Consider the following 19,329-nt stretch of genomic DNA (forward strand, 5'->3'; position numbering starts at 1 on the left):
CCAAAAAATATTTGGCACTGACATTCATCGACACACTGTTGAGTTCTCAAAGAACACACGCACACCACCACCAACCCACCACAGGTGAACCGGATCCGGGGCAACCGTTCCAGACTAACCGGGCCTCCGGCGGACGGTCAAGGACCGTCGAGCCAGGTTCCGATCAGGGTGTCAGAGCCGGTAGGAAGCGGCCTTGCGGCTCGCTCTCCGTGTCCGTCTCGCTCTGACTCGACAAAAGTTACGCGCCGGATAACGGCGCGTCAAATCCGCTGGTCGCCATGCTGTCGGAGCCGAGTTGTCGCAGGTCGGCGGCCCCGGCTCGGGCTACGGCGCGCACCCGAGGCCGGATCACCGACCTGTGACCCCGGACACCCGAGGTCACGGAGCGCGGCGGACCCCCGCCATGTTTTTCTTGCCCCGTCGCAGCACGAGCCACTCGCCGTGCAGGAAGTCGGTCGCGTCGGGTCGCCAGTCCTCCTCGGCGATCTTCCGATTGTTGACCGAGGCGCCGCCCTCCTTGAGGACTCGACGCGCGGCGCCCTTGCTCTCGCACAGCCCGGACGACACCAGCAGGTCGACGATCGTGGGCTGCTCCCCCGCGTGGACCTCGACCACGCCGGCCTCGCGAAGCGCTGCGTCGAGCGTGGCCGGATCGAGTTCGTCGAGATCCCCGCGGCCGAAGAGTGCGCGGCTGGCCAGTTCGACCGCAGCGGTGTTCTCGGCCCCGTGGACCAGGGTCGTCATCTCGGCCGCCAGTCGCCGCTGCGCCTCACGTGCCTGCGGGCGCTCCGCCGTCGCGGTCTCGAGCTCCGCGAGTTCGTCCCGGCCGAGGAACGTGAACCACCGCAGGTACCGCACCACGTCGGCGTCGGCGGTGTTCACGAAGTACTGGTACCACGCGTACGGCGACGTCATCTCGGGGTCGAGCCAGAGGCTGCCACCCCCGGTCGACTTGCCGAACTTCGTTCCGTCGGCGGCCGTGACCAGGGGCACCGTCATCGCGTGCACGGCGGCCCCGTCCACGCGGCGGTTCAGGTCCACGCCGGCGACGATGTTTCCCCACTGATCCGAGCCACCCACTTGAAGCACGCATCCCAGTTCTCGGCGCAGGTGCAGGAAGTCGTTGGCCTGAAGCAGCATGTAGCTGAACTCGGTGTAGGACAGGCCGTCCGACTCGAGTCGCTTCTTCACCGTCTCGCGCGCGAGCATCACGTTCACCGAGAAGTGCTTGCCGAGGTCGCGCAGGAAGTCGATCGCGGTGAGCTGCCCGGTCCAGTCCAGGTTGTTCGCCATCACCGCGTCCGCGGGTGACCCGGTATCCAGGTCCACGAACCGCGACAACTGGCCGCGGATGCGGTCGGCCCAGTCGGCCACCGTGTCCGCCCCGTTCATCGTCCGCTCCCCGACGTCGCGCGGATCACCGATCAACCCGGTGGCACCGCCCGCGAGAACGACCGGACGATGGCCGGCACGCTGGAACCGGGCGAGCACGAGCAGAGGCACCAGATGGCCGGCGTGCAGACTCGGTCCGGTCGGGTCGAAGCCCGCGTACAGCGTGATGGGTTCCCGCGTCGCCTCGGTCAGGGCCTCGATGTCGGTCGACTGGGCGATCAATCCGCGCCAGGACAGTTCCTCGATGATGCTCACGACGGCTGATCTTTCCGCATGACCGGGGGGTCGACCACATCCGCCCGCACCGGTGCCCGCGGGCTGCGCCGATAGGTGGACACCGCGGGATCGCCCGGGATCCAGAAGCGCCAGGGCACGTCCGCCGCGGAACTGACCCCGACGCGCGGACCGGCGACGCAGGCCACCTCGGCACCGAGGTGGAAGCGAACCGGCGACTCGGACGACGCGAGGTCCAGCCCGTTGTGCTCGAGCGTCAGGCCGAGCGCGGACCCGAGATTCCCCGGCCCCCGTGCCCGTCCGGGTCCACGCGCCGACCCGCGGCGCACCGCCACCGTTCCGTCCCCGTCGATCACCGCACCGGCTCGGACGAGCACGGCCCCGGCGACACCGTCGGACGCGCACACGATGTTCGCGCACCGGTGCATCCCGTAACTGAGGTAGACGTACAGCCGGCCCGCCGGACCGAACATCACCGAGTTCCGCGGCGTGGGTCCGCGGAAGGAGTGCGCCGCCGGATCCGGCCACGGTCCGGCCGGGTCACCCCCGTACGCCTCGACTTCCACGATGCGCACGGCGACGTCGCCGTGGCGGAGGACGCCGCCGAGGATGCGCCGGGCAGCCGTGACCGGGTCGGACCGACCGAGCACGGACGCGGGGTCCGTGTCCGAAGCGTAGCTCGGATCGTTCTCCGAGGTCAGACCGCGGCCTCCGGCTCGACGGCGCGCGCGAGGATGTCGGCGTGTCGAGCATCGTCGGCATCGCGAGCATCGTCGACGAGCAGCACCGGAATGCCGTTCTCGATCGGGTAGATGCGGCGCAACCGAGGGTTGTAGAGCAGCTCGTCCTGGATCAGCAGCAGCGGACCCTTGTCCTGCGGGCACGCCAAAATGCTGTGCAGGCGGGCGTCGACACTCATCGGAACTCCTGTGCTCGGGGGAATGCTGTCACCCTACGATCCCGAGCGGCCGACGGACGAAGCACCCGCCGACGTCGAGAACCGGTCCGCCGCGACCGCCTTGGTCAGGCGGCGGTACTCCCCCAATCCGTCGGCGTACCAGGCGCGCGGGCCCGGCGTCGGCAGTCCGGCGGCGCGCAGAGCCTCGTCGACGGGCCGGAACGCGGCGCTCACCGGAATGTCGGCCACCACGTGGACGAGGTCCGGTCGCTGCTCCGCGGGCACAGCGGCCAGCGCCTCGCCGACGGCCCGTGCTCCGAGACTCGCCCCCGGACGCAGCGTCACGGCGCACACCGCCCACTGCTCTCCGGGATCGCCCACGCCGTAGGTCACGGCGAGGTCGACCTGGTCGAGGCCGGACACGGCGTCGACGACGGGCTGCGGGTAGACGGGCCCGTGCGCCGTGAGCACCACCGACCGCTTGTTGCCGAGCAGCCAGAAGTCACCGCCCTCGTCCCGGCGGAACATGAGTTCGGTGGGTGTCCAGACGTCCCCCGCCTCGAACACACCGCGCATGTAGGAGCCGCTGACGTCGTCGAGTCCGGGACGTCCCAACAGGACGCCGGGCTCGTCGTCGGCGCAGTCGCGGACGAACCCGTGATCGTCGGTGACGAACCGCGCGGTGACGGGGTCGTACGCCGCCAGGGCGACCCGCCCGCTGCCGGGGAGGGGACGGCCCTTCGAGCCGATCTTGACGCCGGCGACGTTGGCCAACACCACGTCGCCCTCGGTGGAGGCGTAGAACTCGAGCACCCGGGCGGGGGCCAGGCGGTCGACCGTGCGTCGCCAGAGGTTCACCGGCATGCCGGACCCGATGAACAACCTGATCGGATGCAGCCGCGGCTCGGGAAGGTCGGGATGATCCAGGAGATCCCGCATCATGGCCCAGGTGTAGGACACCACGGTCACGCCGTAGCGCTGGACCTCGTCCGCGAATCGCTCGGGTGCCAGCCCCCGCGAGAGCGCGATCCGTGATCCGCCCGCGAGCGCGCCGCCCACCGCGACCAGCAGACCGGCCGAATGATGCAGCGGGGCAAGGCAGTAGACGGTGTCACTGCGGGAGAGCCCCGCCGAGCCGGCGGTGCCGAATGCCGACAGTGCCCACCGGTAGTTGGTGACGTACTTCGCGGCGAGGGTGTCCCCGGATCCGCTGAACAGGACGAAGGCGAGTTCGCGCGCGCGGCCCGGGTTGGGGACGTACCACCCCGGGAGGTCGATACTGCTCGGATCGACCTGCTCGAGATCGACCACGGTGTCCGACGTCGGGATCGACAGGGCGCGACTCTCGCCGCCGCCGAGGACCAACACCTCGAAACCGAGGTCGACGGCCGAGTCCAGATTCTCCGGATCGACGATCACCATCTCCGCACGGCCGAGACGCAACGCGACGCCGACGTCCGGTGACGGCTGCACCAGGACGGCAACGGCGCCGATACGGGAGAGGGCGGCGACGGCTGCGAGCGCGCTCGGCCGGGTCTCCATCAGCACCCCGATGTGCATGGCCGGTCGGATTCCGTGCGCGATCAACCCGCGCACGACGTTGTCGATGCGCTCGTTCACCGCCGCGTACGAGTACACCCGGTCGTCGAAGACGAAGCACTCCGCCGACGGCGCACGACGGTTCTGTTCGGCGAGCAGGCGTCCCATCGACACCGGGGAGTGCGGCTGGAGCTGGCCGAGCTTGGCCAGCTTCGGCAGCGTGCGCACGGCTTCGGTCGAAATCTCCCGCGAGCCGCGGACCGCTCCGGCGGCGGCGGACACCGCACCGCGGCCGATTCCGACCCCCACTTCGGCGATGGTCGCCGCGGTGTGGACCAGTCGCGCGCTGACCGACACCCCGCTCTCCGACGGGGGGTGGTCGTCGTACGACATCGCGCGGACCTCCAGCGGTCGCGGTCCGTTGCCCTCGCGCCAGTCGAGCCACTTGGACGTGATCGGCCACGTCTGCGTCGCCGCCGTGCTGCCGACGACGAGGCCGAAATGACCGGCCCGCAGGTCCGCCTCGAACACCTGCGCACGCGGCGCGGCCCGTCGGATACCCCGCACGGCGAGCGGTTGGCCGATGTCGTCGACCTCGCCGACGAACGCGAGGATCGGGACCGTCAGCTCGGTCAACGACACGACCTTGCCCCGGATCGAGAACCCGCCGGTCATCATGCGGTTGTGGACGACGAACTGGGTCAGCAGTTCGGCCACCGCCGGGCCGGACCAGGCCACCCACCCGTCCATGGCGAGGAATCGACGCTGCGATTCGCGCGGCAGCAACGCATCTCGGTCGTGGAGCTGGAGCAGGAAGTCGATCCGACTCTTCACGGTCTTGGCCGGGTCGAGCAGTTGGAACCCGGTGCGAGCCATCCAGTCGGTCACCGCGAGCCGCGTGAACACGTGCTCCGCGAGGAACTCCGCACCGCGCGTGGCCACCCCCGCCGGGATGCCCAGTGGGAGTGCGGCGAGCGTGTCGACGGGACTGCCGAAGGTGACGATGCTGGCGATGTTGCGACTCGAGCGGTACGCAGCGGCCTGGTAGCAGAACATCCCGCCCTGCGAGTAGCCGGCGAGGTGCACGTCGCGACCGGTCTCCCGGGCCACGAGGTCGACGATCTCGCTGATCGCCACGATGTGGTCGGTCAGAGTGCGGTTCCAGCCGCCTTCCTCGGTGGCGGGCGAGCCGAAGTCGACCACCCACGGGTCCATGCCCGCGGCGTGAAGCAGGCCCACTCCCCCCTGATCACGGGTGACGTCGTACACGTCCGCCGCCATCATCATCGGCGGGACGAGCACGACCGGCGGTCCGGACGGGTTCTCGTCGGCGAAGTACCGACGCAGTCGGTACATCGGATCCCGCGCGACGACGGTGAACGACGACGGCACGGCGTCCGTCTCGAGCCCACCGAGGCGGAGAACCTCGAGCCCGTTCTGCGCGGTGGCGACGACGCGACGCAGCGACGTCGTCACGGACCCGGCGTCGAAACCCAGCACCTGTTCTCCTCCGTCACCGAACACTGCGCGCACCGATCACCGAGCACGGCACGCACCGACCCACTCGCCGCCGGCGCCCCGCCACCGGCGGATCACAGCGTCTCACACCGGCACGGGGTCTCCCGCGGACTCCGCCGGATCAGGCGTCGGGCCACTCCCGCAACCGCGCTGCGAGCGCCCGAACACCGGCCAACTGTTCGGCGACGCGAACCGGAGCGGTACCGCCGCGACTGTCTCGCGACGCGATGGACCCGTCGACGGTGAGCACGCTGCGCACCTCCGGACTCAGGGCCGGATCGATCGCGGCGAACTGGTCGTCGGTGAGCTGATCCAGCTCGCGTCCGCACTCCTCCGCGACGCGCACGCAGGCACCGGCGACCTCGTGGGCGTGCCGGAACGGAACACCCTGACGCACCAGCCATTCCGCGATGTCCGTGGCCAGCGTGAAACCGGCCGGCGCGAGATCCCGGAGGCGGTCGGTGTGGAACTCCAGCGTGCCGATCAGGCCGGTCAGTGCGGGCAGGAGCAGATCCAGTTGGAGCACGGAGTCGATCACCGGCTCCTTGTCCTCCTGCAGGTCTCGGTTGTACGCGAGGGGCTGCGCCTTCAACGTGGCCAGCAGACCGGCGAGATTGCCGATCAGTCGACCGGTCTTGCCCCGCGTCAATTCCGCCACGTCGGGGTTCTTCTTCTGCGGCATGATCGAACTGCCCGTGGACCACGCGTCCGCGAGTGTCACGTAGCCGTACTCGGGCGTGCTCCAGGAGACGATCTCCTCGGCGAGCCGAGACAGATCGACGGCGGTCATCGCGAGGACGAACGCCGCCTCCGCCGCGAAGTCGCGCGAGCTGGTCGCGTCGATGGAGTTCTCGGCCGACTCGTCGAACCCCAGTTCGGCGGCGATCTTCTCCGGGGACAATCCGAGCGAGGACCCCGCCAAGGCGCCGGACCCGTAGGGCGACACCGCCGCTCGCCGATCGAAGTCCCGGAACCGTTCGACGTCCCGCAGCAAGGGATGTGCGTGCGCGAGCAGGTGGTGAGCCAGCAGAACCGGCTGCGCCGCCTGCGAATGCGTCTTGCCGGGCATCACGGCGTCGGGGTGCGCCGCGGCCTGTCCGGCCAGCGCGTCGACGACGTCCAGTACGCCGATCGACACGCGGCGGACCGCGTCGCGGAGCCACATGCGGAACAGGGTGGCCACCTGGTCGTTGCGCGACCGTCCCGCCCGCAGCCGACCGCCCAGTTCGGGACCGACGCGCTCGATCAGACCTCGTTCGAGCGCGCCGTGCACGTCCTCGTCGGACTCGGCCGGCCCGAAGGCGCCGGAGTCGACGTCGGCGGCCAACGCGTCGAGACCGGCGAGCATCGCCTCGAGGTCCGGCGCGGTGAGCAGACCCGCCGAATTCAGCACGCGCGCATGCGCTTTCGACGCTCGCACGTCGTACGGCGCCAACACCCAGTCGAAATGGGTGGACTTGCTCAGGGCGGCCATGGCGGCCGCGGGGCCGGACCCGAACCGGCCGCCCCACAGGGCGCCCGTGTTGGTGCCGTGCCCGGCGGCGCCGGTCGGCTGGTCCGTCACAGGTCCGACTGTCCCTGTGCACCGACGGCGCCGCGGTCCCGACGCGCGGCGATCTTCGACGACAGACCGTGCAGCTGCACGAATCCCTTGGCGGACGACTGATCGAAGGTGTCGCCGGCGTCGTACGTCGCGAGGTTGAAGTCGTAGAGCGACTCGCCCGAGCGTCGTCCGTTCACCACGATGGACCCGGCGTGCAGGACCAGGCGGATCTCACCGGAGACGTGCTGCTGGGTGTGCTGCACGAAGGTGTCCAGCGCGCCCTTGAGCGGGGAGAACCACAGACCGTCGTAGACCTGCTCGGCCCACTTCTGGTCGGTGTGGCGCTTGTAGCGACCGAGCTCGCGCTCGAGGGTGACATGCTCGAGCTCCTCGTGCGCGCGGATGAGCACCATGGCGCCGGGGGCCTCGTAGACCTCGCGGCTCTTGATGCCCACGAGTCGATCCTCGACCACGTCCAGGCGACCCACGCCCTGCTTGCCGGCGCGGGTGTTGAGCTCTTGGATGGCCTGCAGCACCGACACCGGGCGCCCGTCGATGGCCACGGGACGGCCCTTGTCGAAGGTGATCACCAGCTCGTCGGGCGCGGTGAAGTTGGCCGTCGGGTCCTCGGTGTAGTCGTAGACGTCCTTGGTCGGCGCGTTCCACAGGTCCTCGAGGAAGCCGGTCTCGACGGCACGGCCCCACACGTTCTGGTCGATGGAGAACGGGGACTTCTTGGTGACGTTGATCGGGATCGCGTTCTCCTCGGCGAAGGCGATGGCCTTCTCGCGGGTCCACGCGTAGTCGCGCACCGGCGCCAGCACGTCGAGCTCCGGCGCGAGCGTGTTGAAGCCGACCTCGAAGCGCACCTGATCATTGCCCTTGCCGGTGCAGCCGTGCGCGACGACGGTGCCGCCGTGAGCGCGTGCGTTGTCGACGAGGTGCTTGACGATCAGCGGGCGGCTGATCGCCGAGACCAACGGGTACCGGTCCATGTACAGGGCGTTCGACTGGATGGTCGGCAGGCAGTACTCCTCCGCGAACTCGTCGCGGGCATCCACCACCACGGATTCGACGGCGCCGCAGTCGAGTGCTCGCTGGCGGACGACGTCCATGTCCTCGCCGCCCTGGCCCAGGTCGATCGCGACGGCGACGACCTCCTTGCCGGTCTCGCGGCCGATCCAGCTGATGGCGACGGAGGTGTCGAGTCCACCGGAGTAGGCGAGGATGACGCGTTCGGCCATGAGGTTGAGCTCCTTGTGTGTCGTGGTTCGGTTCGCGCGAATTCCGTGGTGCGGAACGTCAGTGCGCGAGATGTTCGATGCGGTCCGCGAGGTCGCGTCCGGTGAGTGGTTCGCGGGCGATCACGAAGATCGTGTCATCCCCCGCGACGGTCCCGACGACGTCGGGCAGCGATGCGCGGTCCAGCGCGCTCGCGAGATAGTGCGCGGCCCCGGGAGGCGTCCGCAGCACGGCGAGGTTGGCACTGGCGTCGGTGGACACCAGCAGCTCGCCGAGCAGGCGCGACACCCGTCCGGTCCCGCCGGACACCCCGCGGACGGGGCTGCCGTCCTCGGGGACGAGGTAGACGCCCGGTCCACCGTCCGCTCCGCGCAGTTTGACGGCCCCGAGCTCGTCGAGGTCCCGCGAGAGCGTGGCCTGGGTGGCCTCGATGCCCTCGGCGGCGAGCAGGTGCTGCAGCTCGGGCTGCGACCGCACCTGGTGCTCGCCCAGCAGCGCGACGATGCGCGCCTGGCGTCCGGCGCGCGTGGACGCCGTGACCGGCCCGCGCGACTCCGGCTCCACCCGGGGGGACGTCACCGCGACTGCTCCAGCAGCCACACCAGCACCGCCTTCTGCGCGTGCAGGCGATTCTCGGCCTCGTCCCAGACGCCGCTGTGCGGCCCGTCGAGGACGGTGTCGGTGATCTCCTCCCCGCGATGAGCAGGGAGGCAGTGCAGGACGAGCACGTCGGACGCCGCGCGCGCGAGAAGGTCCTCGTTCACCTGGAACGGACGCAGCGGACCGATCCGATCGAGCCCGTCGTTCTCCTGACCCATCGACGTCCACGTGTCGGTGACCAGGACGTCCGCATCGGTGGCGGCCGCGATCGGATCGGAGGTCACCGTCACCGACCCGCCGGTCTCGGCGGCGCGGGCCTCGCCGGCCGCGACCACGTCGGCGTCGGGCAGGAAGCCCTCCGGTGCGGCGACGGTGACGTGCATGCCCGCCGTGACGCCGCCGAGCACGAGCGAGTGCGCCATGTTGTTGGCGCCGTCACCGAAGTACGACAGCCGCAGCCCGGCCGTCCTGCCCTTGCGTTCGGCGATGGTCTGCAGATCGGCGAGCACCTGGCAGGGATGGAACTCGTCGGACAGGGCGTTGACGATGGGCACGGTCGCGCCCGTCGCCATCTGCTCGAGACGCTTCTGCCCGAACGTCCGCCAGACGACGGCGTCGACGTACCGGGACAGGACGCGCCCGGTGTCCTGCAGGGTCTCCTCGCGGCCGAGCTGGGTGCTGCGGCCGTCGACGACGACGGCGTGGCCGCCGAGCTGGGCCACACCCATCTCGAAGGAGAACCGCGTCCGGGTGGAGTTCTTCTCGAAGATGACGCCGACGCCGCGCGGACCCTCCAGCGGCCGCCGGGAGAACGGGTTCTTCTTGAGTTCCGCTGCGAGAGCGAGGATCTCGGCCTGCTCGGCCGGACTCAGATCGTCGTCCCGCAGGAAGTGTCGGAGCGTCACTGCGCTGCCTCCTTCGGTGCGGCGGCCCCGTCGAGGACCGCCGGCAGTGCGGCCACCAGCGCGGCGGCCTGATCGTCGGTGAGAATCAGCGGCGGCGCCAACCGGACGACGTCCGGCTGTGCCGCATTGACGAGGAAGCCCGCGTCGCGCGCGAGCCGTTCCACCTCGGGTGCGACGGGTGCGGTCAGCACGACGCCGAGCAGCAGACCCGCGCCGCGCACGTGGTCGACCAGCGGATGACCGAGGCTCTCGATGTCGTGGGCGAGCGACTTGCCCAGCCGGTCCGCCCGCGCGAGAAGATCGTCCTCGCCGATCGTCCGCAGCACGGCGAGTGCCGCGGCGGCGCAGACCGGGTTGCCACCGAACGTCGTGCCGTGCTTGCCCGGCGTGAGCAGCTCCGCCGCGCGGCCGACCCCGATGGTGGCGCCGATGGGCAGTCCGCCGCCGAGGCCCTTGGCCAGGGTGATCACATCGGGCACGATGCCGTCGCGCTGATGGGCGTAGAACCAGCCGGTCCGGCCGATACCGGTCTGCACCTCGTCGAGAACCAGCAGCGCACCCCGGGCAGCGGTGATCTCGCGCGCGGAGGCCAGGTACCCCGCCGGCGGCACGACGACTCCGCCCTCTCCCATGATGGGTTCGAGGAACACCGCGGCGGTAGTCTCGTCGACGGCGGCGTCGAGCGCCGCGACGTCCCCGAAGGGCACGTGCGTGACACCGCCCGGCAGCGGCTCGAACGGGGTGCGCTTGTCCGGCTGTCCGGTCAGCGCCAGGGCCCCCATGGTGCGACCGTGGAACGCCTTCTCGGCGGCGACGATGCCGGGGCGGCCGGTGAGCCGGGCCATCTTGAACGCGGCCTCGTTCGCCTCCGTCCCCGAGTTGCAGAAGAACACGCGCGCATCGGTGCCCGGCGCGTGACCCAAATGGTGGAGAAGCTGCTCGGCGAGGGCGACGGAGGGCTCGGACGCGTAGAGGTTCGACGTGTGGCCGAGCGTCGAGAGTTGCGTCGTCACGGCCTCGACGACGGCCGGGTGCGCGTGGCCGAGGATGTTGACCGCGATGCCCGCGAGGAAGTCGACGTAGTCCTTGCCGTCCGCGTCGGTCACCACGGCGCCCGCACCGCGCACCAGCGCGACGCGGGGTACGCCGTAGTTGTTCATCAGCGCGTCCGCGAAGCGGTGCTGGAGCTGCTCGGTGGCGGTCACGGGACCACCCGCGTCGTGTCGGACACCATGGTTCCGATCCCTTCTCCGGTGAACAGTTCGAGCAGGACCGAGTGCTCGGTCCGGCCGTCGACGACGTGCGCGCTCGGCACACCGCCGCGTACGGCGCGCAGGCAGGCTTCCATCTTGGGCACCATGCCGGCGTCGAGGGTCGGCAGCAGTTGCTCCACCGAGGCGGTGTCGATCTCGGAGACGAGCGAACTGCGGTCCGGCCAGCGGGTGTAGAGGCCCTCCACGTCGGTCAGCATCACCAACTTCTCCGCGCCCAGCGCCTCGGCGAGAGCCGCCGCGGCGGTGTCCGCGTTGATGTTGTGCACCACGCCGTCCGCATCGGGAGCGATGGTGGAGACCACCGGGATACGCCCGGCGTCGATGAGATCGTGCACCGCGTCGGGATTCACGCTCGTGACGTCGCCGACCAGCCCGATGTCCGTCGCCACCCCGTCCACCTGCACGGTTCGCCGCGTCGCGGTGAACAGGCCGGCGTCCTCGCCGGAGATGCCGACCGCATACGGTCCGTGCGCGTTGATCAGCCCGACCAATTCGCGGCCCACCTGACCGAACAGCACCATGCGGACGATGTCCATGACCTCGGGCGTCGTCACGCGGAAGCCGCCGCGGAACTCGCCGACGAGCCCGAGCCGAGAAAGCATCGCGGAGATCTGCGGGCCGCCGCCGTGCACCACCACGGGATGCACGCCCACCGTGCGCAGGAACGCCATGTCCGCGGCGAAGGCGGCCTTGAGGGTGTCGTCGACCATCGCGTTGCCGCCGTACTTGACGACGACGATCCGGCCGGACCACCGCTGCAGCCACGGCAGGGCGCCGGCGAGCACGCGCGCCGTCTCGGCGGCGCCCGCCGACCCCGTCTGCTCACGGTCGGCGCCCACCGACCCCATGTGCTCACGGTCGGCGCCGGCCGACCCCATGTGCGCCGTCACGACGAGTACGCCGAGTTCTCTTCGACGTACCCGTGCGAGAGGTCCGTCGTGCGAATGGCGGCGGCCGCGTCGCCGACGCCCAGATGCACGTCGACGGCGATATCGGTGGCCGAGAGGTCCACCTCGCGCGCCCCCGGTGCGCCCATGCCGTCCACGCAGACCGGCCGCCCCTGGAACGAGACCGAGATGCGGTCGGGTTCCATGTCCACCGGCGCCGTTCCCACGGCGGCGAGCACCCGGCCCCAGTTCGGGTCGGAGCCGAAGAGAGCCGTCTTCACCAGCGAGTCACGAGCGATCACCCGGGCCGCCACGACGGCGTCGTCCTCGCTGCGCGCGCCCCGCACGGTGACGGTGACGCGCTTGGTCACGCCCTCGGCGTCCGCCATGAGCTGATCGGCGAGGTCGTCGCAGACCGCGAGCACGGCGGCGTCGAGGTCCTCCTGCGTCGCCGCCACCCCGCTGGCACCCGACGCCAGGAGCAGCACGGTGTCGTTGGTGGACGTGGCGCCGTCCACGTCGAGACGGTCGAAGGACCGCGACGTCGCATGCCGGAGCGCGCGGTCGAGCTGCTCGGACGTGGCGACGACGTCGGTCGTCACCACGCACAGCATCGTCGCCAACGAGGGGGCCAGCATGCCGGCACCCTTGGCCATGCCGCCGACGTTCCATCCATCCGGATGGTGAAGGGCGGCCTGCTTGGGCACGGTGTCCGTCGTCATGATCGCGTAGGCCGCGTCGGTGCCGCCGGAAATACCGCCCGCGAGCTCGTGCACGATCTCGGTGACGCCCGCGAGCAGAGCGTCCATGGGGAGCCGGTCCCCGATGAGGCCGGTGGAACAGACGGCGATCTCTCCCGCGCCGGTCTCGGAGCCCCAGTCGCTGAGCACGTCGGCGAGGTGTTCGGCCGTGCGATGGGTGTCCTGGAAGCCCGGTGCCCCGGTGCAGGCGTTGGCGCCGCCGGAGTTCAGGACCACGGCGCGCAGCGCACCGGAGGAGAGCACCTGCTGGGACCACAGCACCGGCGCAGCCTTGACCTTGTTGGTGGTGAAGACGCCCGCCGCCGCGTGATCGGGACCCTCGTTGAGCACGAGTGCGAGGTCGGGCTTGCCGTTCGCCTTGATGCCGGCGGCGATGCCCGCGGCCCGGAAGCCGGCAGCGCAGGTCACCCCCTGGGTGCGCACCAGAACGCCGGATTGCGCGGTCACGGCGCCACCCCCACGGTGTCGAGCCCGTCGGTCTCCGGAAGACCGAGAGCAAGGTTCATCGACTGCACGGCCCCGCCGGCCGTGCCCTTGGTGAGGTTGTCGATCGCGGCGAACGCGATCAGTCGGCCGGCGTCGGCGTCGACGACCACCTGCAGCTGCACGGCGTTCGATCCGATCACCGATCCGGTCTGCGGCAACGAGCCCGCCGGCAGCAGGTGCAGGAACGGCTCGTCGGCGCAGAACTTCTCGTACACCGCCCGGGCCTGCTCGGCCGTCGCGGTGGTGGGAGCGGAGCACGTGGCGAGGATGCCGCGCGGCATGGGTGCCAGCACGGGGGTGAACGACACCGTCACCTCGGTGCCGGCGATCGCTCCGAGGTTCTGCGCGATCTCGGGGGTGTGCCGGTGCGCACCGGCCACGCCGTAGGGCCGGACCGAGCCCATGACCTCCGACCCGATGAGATCGACGCGCGCGGATTTCCCGGCGCCCGACGTGCCGCTGACGGCGACCACGCTCACCTCGGGCGAGACGATGCCGGCGGCCACCGCGGGCGCCATCGCGAGAGTCGACGCCGTCGGGTAGCACCCCGGCACCGCGATGCGTGTCGCGGTGGACAGGGCGGCCCGAGCGCCGGGGAGTTCGGGCAAGCCGTACGGCCAGTGGCCGGCGTACTCGCCGCCGTACCACCGATCCCACGCGGACGCGTCGGTGAGACGGAAGTCCGCGCCGCAGTCGACGACCAGGGTCGACTCGGGCAGCGCCGCGGCGATCTCCGCCGACTTGCCGTGCGGCAGGGCGAGGAAGACCACGTCGTGCCCGGCCAACCGCTCCGACGAGGTGTCGGTCAGCTCGCGGTGTGCGAGCGGCACCAGGTGCGGGTGATGCTGTCCGAGCAGGGTGCCGGCGTTCCCGCCGGCGGTGAGGGCGCCGAGCGACAGGCTCCCGTCGCGGTAGCCGGGGTGCCCGAGCAGGAGCCGAAGGATCTCTCCCCCGGCGTAGCCGCTCGCCCCGGCGACGGCAATCGTCCGTGCGGTGGTCATGTGATGATTATGCACCACCGTGCAAGCTCATTCGACAGGGGGCGGCTACCGCAGGTGCGCGCCGACCGCCGACGCAGCCGCCGCGACGGCTGCGTCACGCGCCGCGCTGGCCTCGTCCTCCGTGAGCGTGCGGTCCGGGGCGCGGAAGCGCAACGCGAACGCGAGGGATTTCCGGTCCGCACCCACCTGATCGCCGGTGAAGACGTCGAACAACCGGATGTCCTCGAGCAGGTCGCCCGCCCCGTCGACCAGCGCCTTCTGCACGTCCGCAGCCGCCACCGCGCGATCGACGACCACCGCGACGTCCTGCAGCACGGCGGGGAACGGGGAGACCGTCGGAGACGGCAGCACCTCCCGGACCTCGATCGCGTCCAGATTCAGCTCGACGGCGCAGGTGCGCGGCGGCAGGCCGGCCCGCTCGATCACCCCGGGGTGCAGCTCCCCCGCGTGACCGACCACGACGCCGTCGACCACCAGTTCCGCACACCGCCCCGGATGCCACGGCAAGTACTGCGCGGCGCGCAGTTCGAGGTCCACACCACACGCGTCGGCCACCGTTCGCGCCGCCGCGAAAGCGTCCGCCGCCTCGGCCGGTCGCCCCGGACCCCAGGGACCCGACGCGGTCACCGCACCGGTCAGCACCACACCGACATGGACGGGCTGGGCGGGCAGCGACTGGGTGAGCGCGGCGATCTCCTCCTCCGTCGGACGACGGTCCACTGCCAGTGCGTCGACGGGACGGGTGCCCTCACCGGGCAGCACGACCTGGGCGATCGAGAACAGCGCCAGATCGCGCTGTCCACGAGAGACGTTGCGCTGCAGGGTCTCCAGCAAACCGGGAAGGAGCGTCGTGGCCAATGCGGGCCGGTCCGCCTCGAGCGGATTGAGCACCGTGGTGGTCACGCGTCGAGTGTCGTCGGACGGCAGACCCCACACGTCGAACACACCCGCGGGCAGGAACACCGGATTCAGAATCTCGACGTGTCCGGTGTAGGCCAACGCCCGGCCGATCGCACGACGACGGCGCTGCACGGGCGTGAGTCCACGCCCGGCGGGTGCCGAGGGAAGCACCGACGGGATGTTCTCGAGCCCCTCGAGCCGCAGCACCTCCTCGACCAGGTCCGCGGCCTGGGTCAGGTCCGGTCGCCAGGTCGGCGGGGTCACCACCAGCACACCGCGACCGGCCTCGGACACCTCCACCTGCGTCTCGCACCCGATTTGCGACAGGCGACGCACCGAGGTCCCCGCGGGGTACTGCACCCCGGCGACCCGATCCGGTCGATCCAGGTCCATCCGCACGGCGGGGAAGGTGTCGGCCGCGCCGACGTCGGTCAGCGTCGACTCCACCCGACCACCGGCGATCGACACCAGCAGCGACGCCGCACGATCGAGCGCGCGCACCGGCAGCGCGGAATCGACGACCCGCTCGTACCGCCGGCTCGCCTCGCTCGGCAGCTTGTGGCGTCGAGCCGTGCGGAAGACCGCGAGCGGGCTCCAGATCGCCGCCTCGAGCACCACGTCGGTGGTCGCGTCCGAGACCTCGGTGGAAGCGCCGCCCATCACGCCGGCGAGCGAGACGACCCCCGAGTCGTCGGCGATGACGACGTCCTCCGGATCGAGCGTGCGCTCGACGTCGTCGAGAGTGCGCAGCGTCTCCCCCGCCGCAGCACGACGAACCACGAGCGGCCCCTGCAACGCGGCGGCATCGAACGCGTGCAACGGCTGGCCGAGCTCGAGCATGACGTAGTTGGTGACGTCGACCGCGGCCGAGATCGGTCGGACGCCGGCGAGCAGGAGCCGTCGCTGCAGCCACCACGGCGAGCGTGCCCCCGCGTCGATCCCGACCACGCGGCGCGCGGCGAAGCGCGTCGCGCCGGACTCCGCGCGCAGATCGACCTCCCACGCGGGACCGTCCGCCGCAGCCGCCGGCACCACCGGGTGCCGGGCGTCCGCCGGGTCGGCGTAGTCGAGGTCGAAACCGCACGCGAGCTCGCGCGCGAGACCGCGCACGCTGAGGGCGTAACCGCGGTCGGGCGTGACGTTGACGTCGAAGACCGTGTCGTCGGTGCCCAGCACCGCGCGGGCGTCGTCACCCGGCGTGACGACGGCGTCGGTGCCGGCGACCCGGGTGTCGGCGGGCAGCGTGAGAATGCCCGAATGGTCGGCGCCGATGCCCAGTTCGGAGACCGAGCAGATCATGCCGTCGGACGTGCGGCCGTAGGTCTTCCGCGCCGCGATGGCGAACCCGCCGGGCAGCACGCACCCGGGCAGCGCCGCGACCACCAGGTCCCCGACGGCGAAATTGCGCGCACCGCAGACGATGCCCCGCGGCTCCGCCTCGCCGACCTCGACCAGACAGAACCGGATCGGCTTCTTGAACTCCGTCAGTTCCACGATGGACTCGACGCGGCCGATCACCAACGGACCCGTGATCTCGGGCAGCGGCAGCACGTCCTCGATCTCGAAGCCCACCCGGACGAAGCCGGCGTCGAGCTCGTCGGCGGACACCTGCCATCCGGGAGCGGCCTTGGAGACCACCTCGGTCAACCAGGACTGGGGAACGCGCACGGCGGGAGCTCGCTTTCGTGAATCGGGTGGAGCGTAAATCGGAGGCGTGGGGACCGAGCGGTGTCAGCCCTGCACGCCGAACGGCAGTCCGAAGCGGACGTCGCCCTCGACGATGTCGCGCATGTCCGGGATGTCGTTGCGGAACTGCAGGGTGCGCTCGAGGCCCATGCCGAACGCGAACCCGCTGTAGACCTCGGGATCGACCCCGCACGCCCGCAGCACGTTGGGGTTGACCATGCCGCAGCCGCCCCACTCGACCCAGCCGGCCCCGCCCTTCTTGCGCGGGAACCAGACGTCCACCTCGGCGGAGGGCTCGGTGAACGGAAAGTAGTTGGGACGCATACGCGTTCGCGTCTCCTGTCCGAACAACGCGCGGGCGAACGCATCGAGGGTGCCGCGCAGATGGGCCATCGTCAGACCCTTGTCCACAGCGAGCCCCTCCACCTGATGGAAGACGGGTGTGTGGGTGGCGTCGAGTTCGTCGGTCCGGAAGGTGCGGCCGGGACACACCACGTAGATCGGCAGTTCGCGCTCGAGCATCGACCGCACCTGCACGGGCGACGTGTGGGTCCGAAGAACCTGACGGGACCCCTCCGGGGCGACGTGGAAGGTGTCCTGCAGCGTCCGCGCCGGGTGATCGGGCAGGAAGTTCAGCGCGTCGAAGTTGAAGTGCTCGGCCTCGACCTCCGGGCCGTCGGCCACCTCCCACCCCATGGCGACGAACACGTCGGACACCTGGTCGGCGATGACGGTGATGGGGTGCCGCGCTCCGATGGGGCGACGAACGGCCGGGAGAGTGACGTCGATGGCCTCGGCCACCAGGGCGGCGGCGTCACGTTCGGCGGCCAGGGCCTCGCGGCGGGCGTCGTGCGCCTCCTTGACGCGGTCGCGCGCCACCTTGACCTTCTTGCCCGCGTCCGCACGCTCCGACTTCGGCAGCTGCCCCAGGGCACGCTGGGCCAACGCCAACGGCGCCTTGGGCCCGATGTGCGCGGTCTTCGCCTCGGTCAGCGCGTCGAGGTCACCCGCTGCGTCGAAGGCGGCCTGCGCCTCGGCGACCGCGCCGTCGAGGGCGTCGTCCGTCAGCAGCCGGGCCTCGTCCCCACCCTGGCCCGCGCTCTCGTCCCGCTCCACGTCGACTGTCTCCGTTCGTCTCGACCGCCGTCGGACGGCGATCGCTGTGCGGCCCGCCCGAGCGGGTTCCGTCGGGGGGAAATCCTAGGCGATGGGCACCGGTCGACCCGCATCCCTCACGGTCGCCGGCGACGGTGGACGCGGGCGCTGGCATAGAGACACAGCGCGGCAGCCGTGGCCAGGTTCAGACTTTCGGCGCGGCCGTGGATCGGAATCGACACCCGGTGATCCGCGGCCGACGCCACCTCGGCGGACAACCCGTGGGCCTCGTTGCCGAAGAGCCACGCGGTGGGACCGGCGAGCAGATCGTCGGCGTCGTCGAGGTCCACCTCGCCGTCCACGGTGGTGGCCACGACGGTGAGGCCGGCGCCGCGCACGGCGTCCAGCACCGCGTCGATCGAGCGTTCCCGCGCGACGGGAAGGTGGAACAGACTGCCCGCGGACGCCCGCACGGCCTTGCCGTTCTCGGGGTCCACGCTGTCCCCGGCGAACACGGTGGCGTCGGCTCCCGCGGCGTCGGCCACCCGCAGCAGCGTGCCCGCATTACCGGGCTCGGCGATCTCGACGGGAACCGCCACCAGCCGTTGCCCCGGGGCGACGGCATCCGCCACGCCGACGACGACCGACCGCGCGACGGCGATCAGACCGGGCGGGGTCACCGTGTCGGACAACGCCGCGGCGGCGCGATCGGTGACGACGTCGACCGGCACTCCGGCGGCGCCTGCGGCCGTGACCGGTCCCCCGTCGCGGTCGACCCAGCGCTGCGTCGCGAAGAGGCGCAGGGCGGCGCCGGCGGCGACCGCCTCGACGACGGCGTTCTCACCCTCGGCGAGAAACAGTCCGGTCCGGCGACGTTCGGCACCGCGATGGAGCTTCACAGCCGACACGACCCGCGGTGTCCGCTCGGTGAGCGGAGCCGCGGGTCGCGTGGAGCTGTCGGAGGAGCCGGTCAGGCTGCTTCTCCCGGCTGGTTCACATCGGCGGGCAGAGCGGCCTTGGCGATCTCGACCAGGCTCGTGAACGCCGCTGCGTCGGACACGGCGAGCTCGGCGAGGATCTTGCGGTCCACCTCGACACCCGCGATCTTCAGGCCCTGGACGAAGCGGTTGTAGGTGATGTCGTTGGCGCGGGCCGCCGCGTTGATACGCGTGATCCACAGCTTGCGGAAGTCACCCTTGCGCGCCCGGCGGTCCCGGTAGGCGTAGGTGAGCGAGTGGAGCTGCTGCTCCTTCGCCTTGGTGTACAGACGCGAGCGCTGTCCGCGGTAACCGCTGGACGCCTCGAGAATCGAACGGCGCTTCTTCTGGGCGTTGACCGCCCTCTTGACGCGTGCCACTGGTGAATCCT

General features: G+C 71.0%; 16 protein-coding genes. All 16 read right to left on the minus strand.

Annotated features, from left to right (window positions below; genetic code table 11):
- Positions 1 to 378: 378 nt before the first annotated feature.
- The 16 genes from tyrS to rplT all read right to left on the minus strand — a co-directional run bounded on the left by tyrS (position 379) and on the right by rplT (position 19,318).
- Entirely contained in the window at positions 379 to 1,647 is a 1,269-nt protein-coding gene (gene tyrS, locus A3Q40_RS09125) for a tyrosine--tRNA ligase (RefSeq protein ID WP_068101595.1), read from the minus strand.
- The gene (locus A3Q40_RS09130; protein WP_068101598.1) at positions 1,644 to 2,276 is read right to left on the minus strand and encodes a DNA-3-methyladenine glycosylase; all 633 of its coding nucleotides are present in this window, start codon (positions 2,274 to 2,276) and stop codon (positions 1,644 to 1,646) included. The genes tyrS and A3Q40_RS09130 overlap by 4 nt, the downstream gene beginning before the upstream one ends.
- 47 nt (positions 2,277 to 2,323) lie before the next feature.
- Entirely contained in the window at positions 2,324 to 2,545 is a 222-nt protein-coding gene (locus tag A3Q40_RS09135; protein WP_068101601.1) for a Trm112 family protein, read from the minus strand.
- Positions 2,546 to 2,578: 33 nt separating this feature from the next.
- Positions 2,579 to 5,563 carry an AMP-binding protein gene (locus A3Q40_RS09140; protein ID WP_068105725.1) on the minus strand — a complete coding sequence of 995 codons (2,985 nt, stop codon included), beginning with the start codon at positions 5,561 to 5,563 and terminating at the stop codon, positions 2,579 to 2,581.
- Positions 5,564 to 5,702: 139 nt separating this feature from the next.
- A complete protein-coding gene (gene argH, locus A3Q40_RS09145) occupies positions 5,703 to 7,145 on the minus strand; it encodes an argininosuccinate lyase (RefSeq protein ID WP_068101603.1) in 1,443 nt (480 codons plus the stop codon).
- Positions 7,142 to 8,368 (minus strand): argininosuccinate synthase, encoded by a 1,227-nt coding sequence (locus tag A3Q40_RS09150; protein ID WP_068101606.1) that lies wholly within the window; start codon positions 8,366 to 8,368, stop codon positions 7,142 to 7,144. Before A3Q40_RS09150 ends, argH begins: the two co-directional genes overlap by 4 nt.
- A 58-nt stretch (positions 8,369 to 8,426) precedes the next feature.
- Entirely contained in the window at positions 8,427 to 8,945 is a 519-nt protein-coding gene (locus tag A3Q40_RS09155; protein ID WP_235606534.1) for an arginine repressor, read from the minus strand.
- Positions 8,942 to 9,871, minus strand: coding sequence for an ornithine carbamoyltransferase (gene argF, locus A3Q40_RS09160; protein ID WP_068101612.1), 930 nt, complete (start codon positions 9,869 to 9,871; stop codon positions 8,942 to 8,944). The genes A3Q40_RS09155 and argF overlap by 4 nt, the downstream gene beginning before the upstream one ends.
- Positions 9,868 to 11,076: an acetylornithine transaminase gene (locus A3Q40_RS09165; RefSeq protein ID WP_068101614.1), complete on the minus strand. Its 1,209-nt coding sequence runs from the start codon at positions 11,074 to 11,076 to the stop codon at positions 9,868 to 9,870. The genes argF and A3Q40_RS09165 overlap by 4 nt, the downstream gene beginning before the upstream one ends.
- Positions 11,073 to 11,993: an acetylglutamate kinase gene (argB, locus tag A3Q40_RS09170; RefSeq protein ID WP_068105728.1), complete on the minus strand. Its 921-nt coding sequence runs from the start codon at positions 11,991 to 11,993 to the stop codon at positions 11,073 to 11,075. Before argB ends, A3Q40_RS09165 begins: the two co-directional genes overlap by 4 nt.
- 38 nt (positions 11,994 to 12,031) lie before the next feature.
- Complete coding sequence (gene argJ / locus A3Q40_RS09175) at positions 12,032 to 13,240, minus strand: bifunctional glutamate N-acetyltransferase/amino-acid acetyltransferase ArgJ (RefSeq protein ID WP_068101617.1); 1,209 nt, start codon at positions 13,238 to 13,240, stop codon at positions 12,032 to 12,034.
- Positions 13,237 to 14,280 (minus strand): N-acetyl-gamma-glutamyl-phosphate reductase, encoded by a 1,044-nt coding sequence (gene argC, locus A3Q40_RS09180; RefSeq protein ID WP_068101620.1) that lies wholly within the window; start codon positions 14,278 to 14,280, stop codon positions 13,237 to 13,239. Before argC ends, argJ begins: the two co-directional genes overlap by 4 nt.
- A 45-nt stretch (positions 14,281 to 14,325) precedes the next feature.
- The gene (gene pheT / locus A3Q40_RS09185; protein WP_068101622.1) at positions 14,326 to 16,848 is read right to left on the minus strand and encodes a phenylalanine--tRNA ligase subunit beta; all 2,523 of its coding nucleotides are present in this window, start codon (positions 16,846 to 16,848) and stop codon (positions 14,326 to 14,328) included.
- 63 nt (positions 16,849 to 16,911) lie between these two features.
- Positions 16,912 to 17,937: a phenylalanine--tRNA ligase subunit alpha gene (pheS, locus tag A3Q40_RS09190; protein ID WP_261775235.1), complete on the minus strand. Its 1,026-nt coding sequence runs from the start codon at positions 17,935 to 17,937 to the stop codon at positions 16,912 to 16,914.
- Positions 17,938 to 18,098: 161 nt separating this feature from the next.
- Positions 18,099 to 18,935 carry a TrmH family RNA methyltransferase gene (locus A3Q40_RS09195; protein WP_068105731.1) on the minus strand — a complete coding sequence of 279 codons (837 nt, stop codon included), beginning with the start codon at positions 18,933 to 18,935 and terminating at the stop codon, positions 18,099 to 18,101.
- Entirely contained in the window at positions 18,932 to 19,318 is a 387-nt protein-coding gene (rplT, locus tag A3Q40_RS09200) for a 50S ribosomal protein L20 (RefSeq protein ID WP_068101628.1), read from the minus strand. The genes A3Q40_RS09195 and rplT overlap by 4 nt, the downstream gene beginning before the upstream one ends.
- Between the last annotated feature and the right edge of the window lie 11 nt (positions 19,319 to 19,329).

Source organism: Rhodococcus sp. PBTS 1 (assembly GCF_001620025.1).
In the GTDB taxonomy this organism is placed as follows: domain Bacteria; phylum Actinomycetota; class Actinomycetes; order Mycobacteriales; family Mycobacteriaceae; genus Rhodococcoides; species Rhodococcoides kroppenstedtii.

Coding starts and splice junctions, on each gene's coding strand:
- A3Q40_RS09135 (WP_068101601.1), bottom strand. CDS start 2,545: ATGAGTGTCGACGCCCGCCTGCACAGCATTTTGGCGTGCCCGCAGGAC.
- A3Q40_RS09150 (WP_068101606.1), bottom strand. CDS start 8,368: ATGGCCGAACGCGTCATCCTCGCCTACTCCGGTGGACTCGACACCTCC.
- argB (WP_068105728.1), bottom strand. CDS start 11,993: ATGGGGTCGGTGGGCGCCGACCGTGAGCAGACGGGGTCGGCGGGCGCC.
- argC (WP_068101620.1), bottom strand. CDS start 14,280: ATGACCACCGCACGGACGATTGCCGTCGCCGGGGCGAGCGGCTACGCC.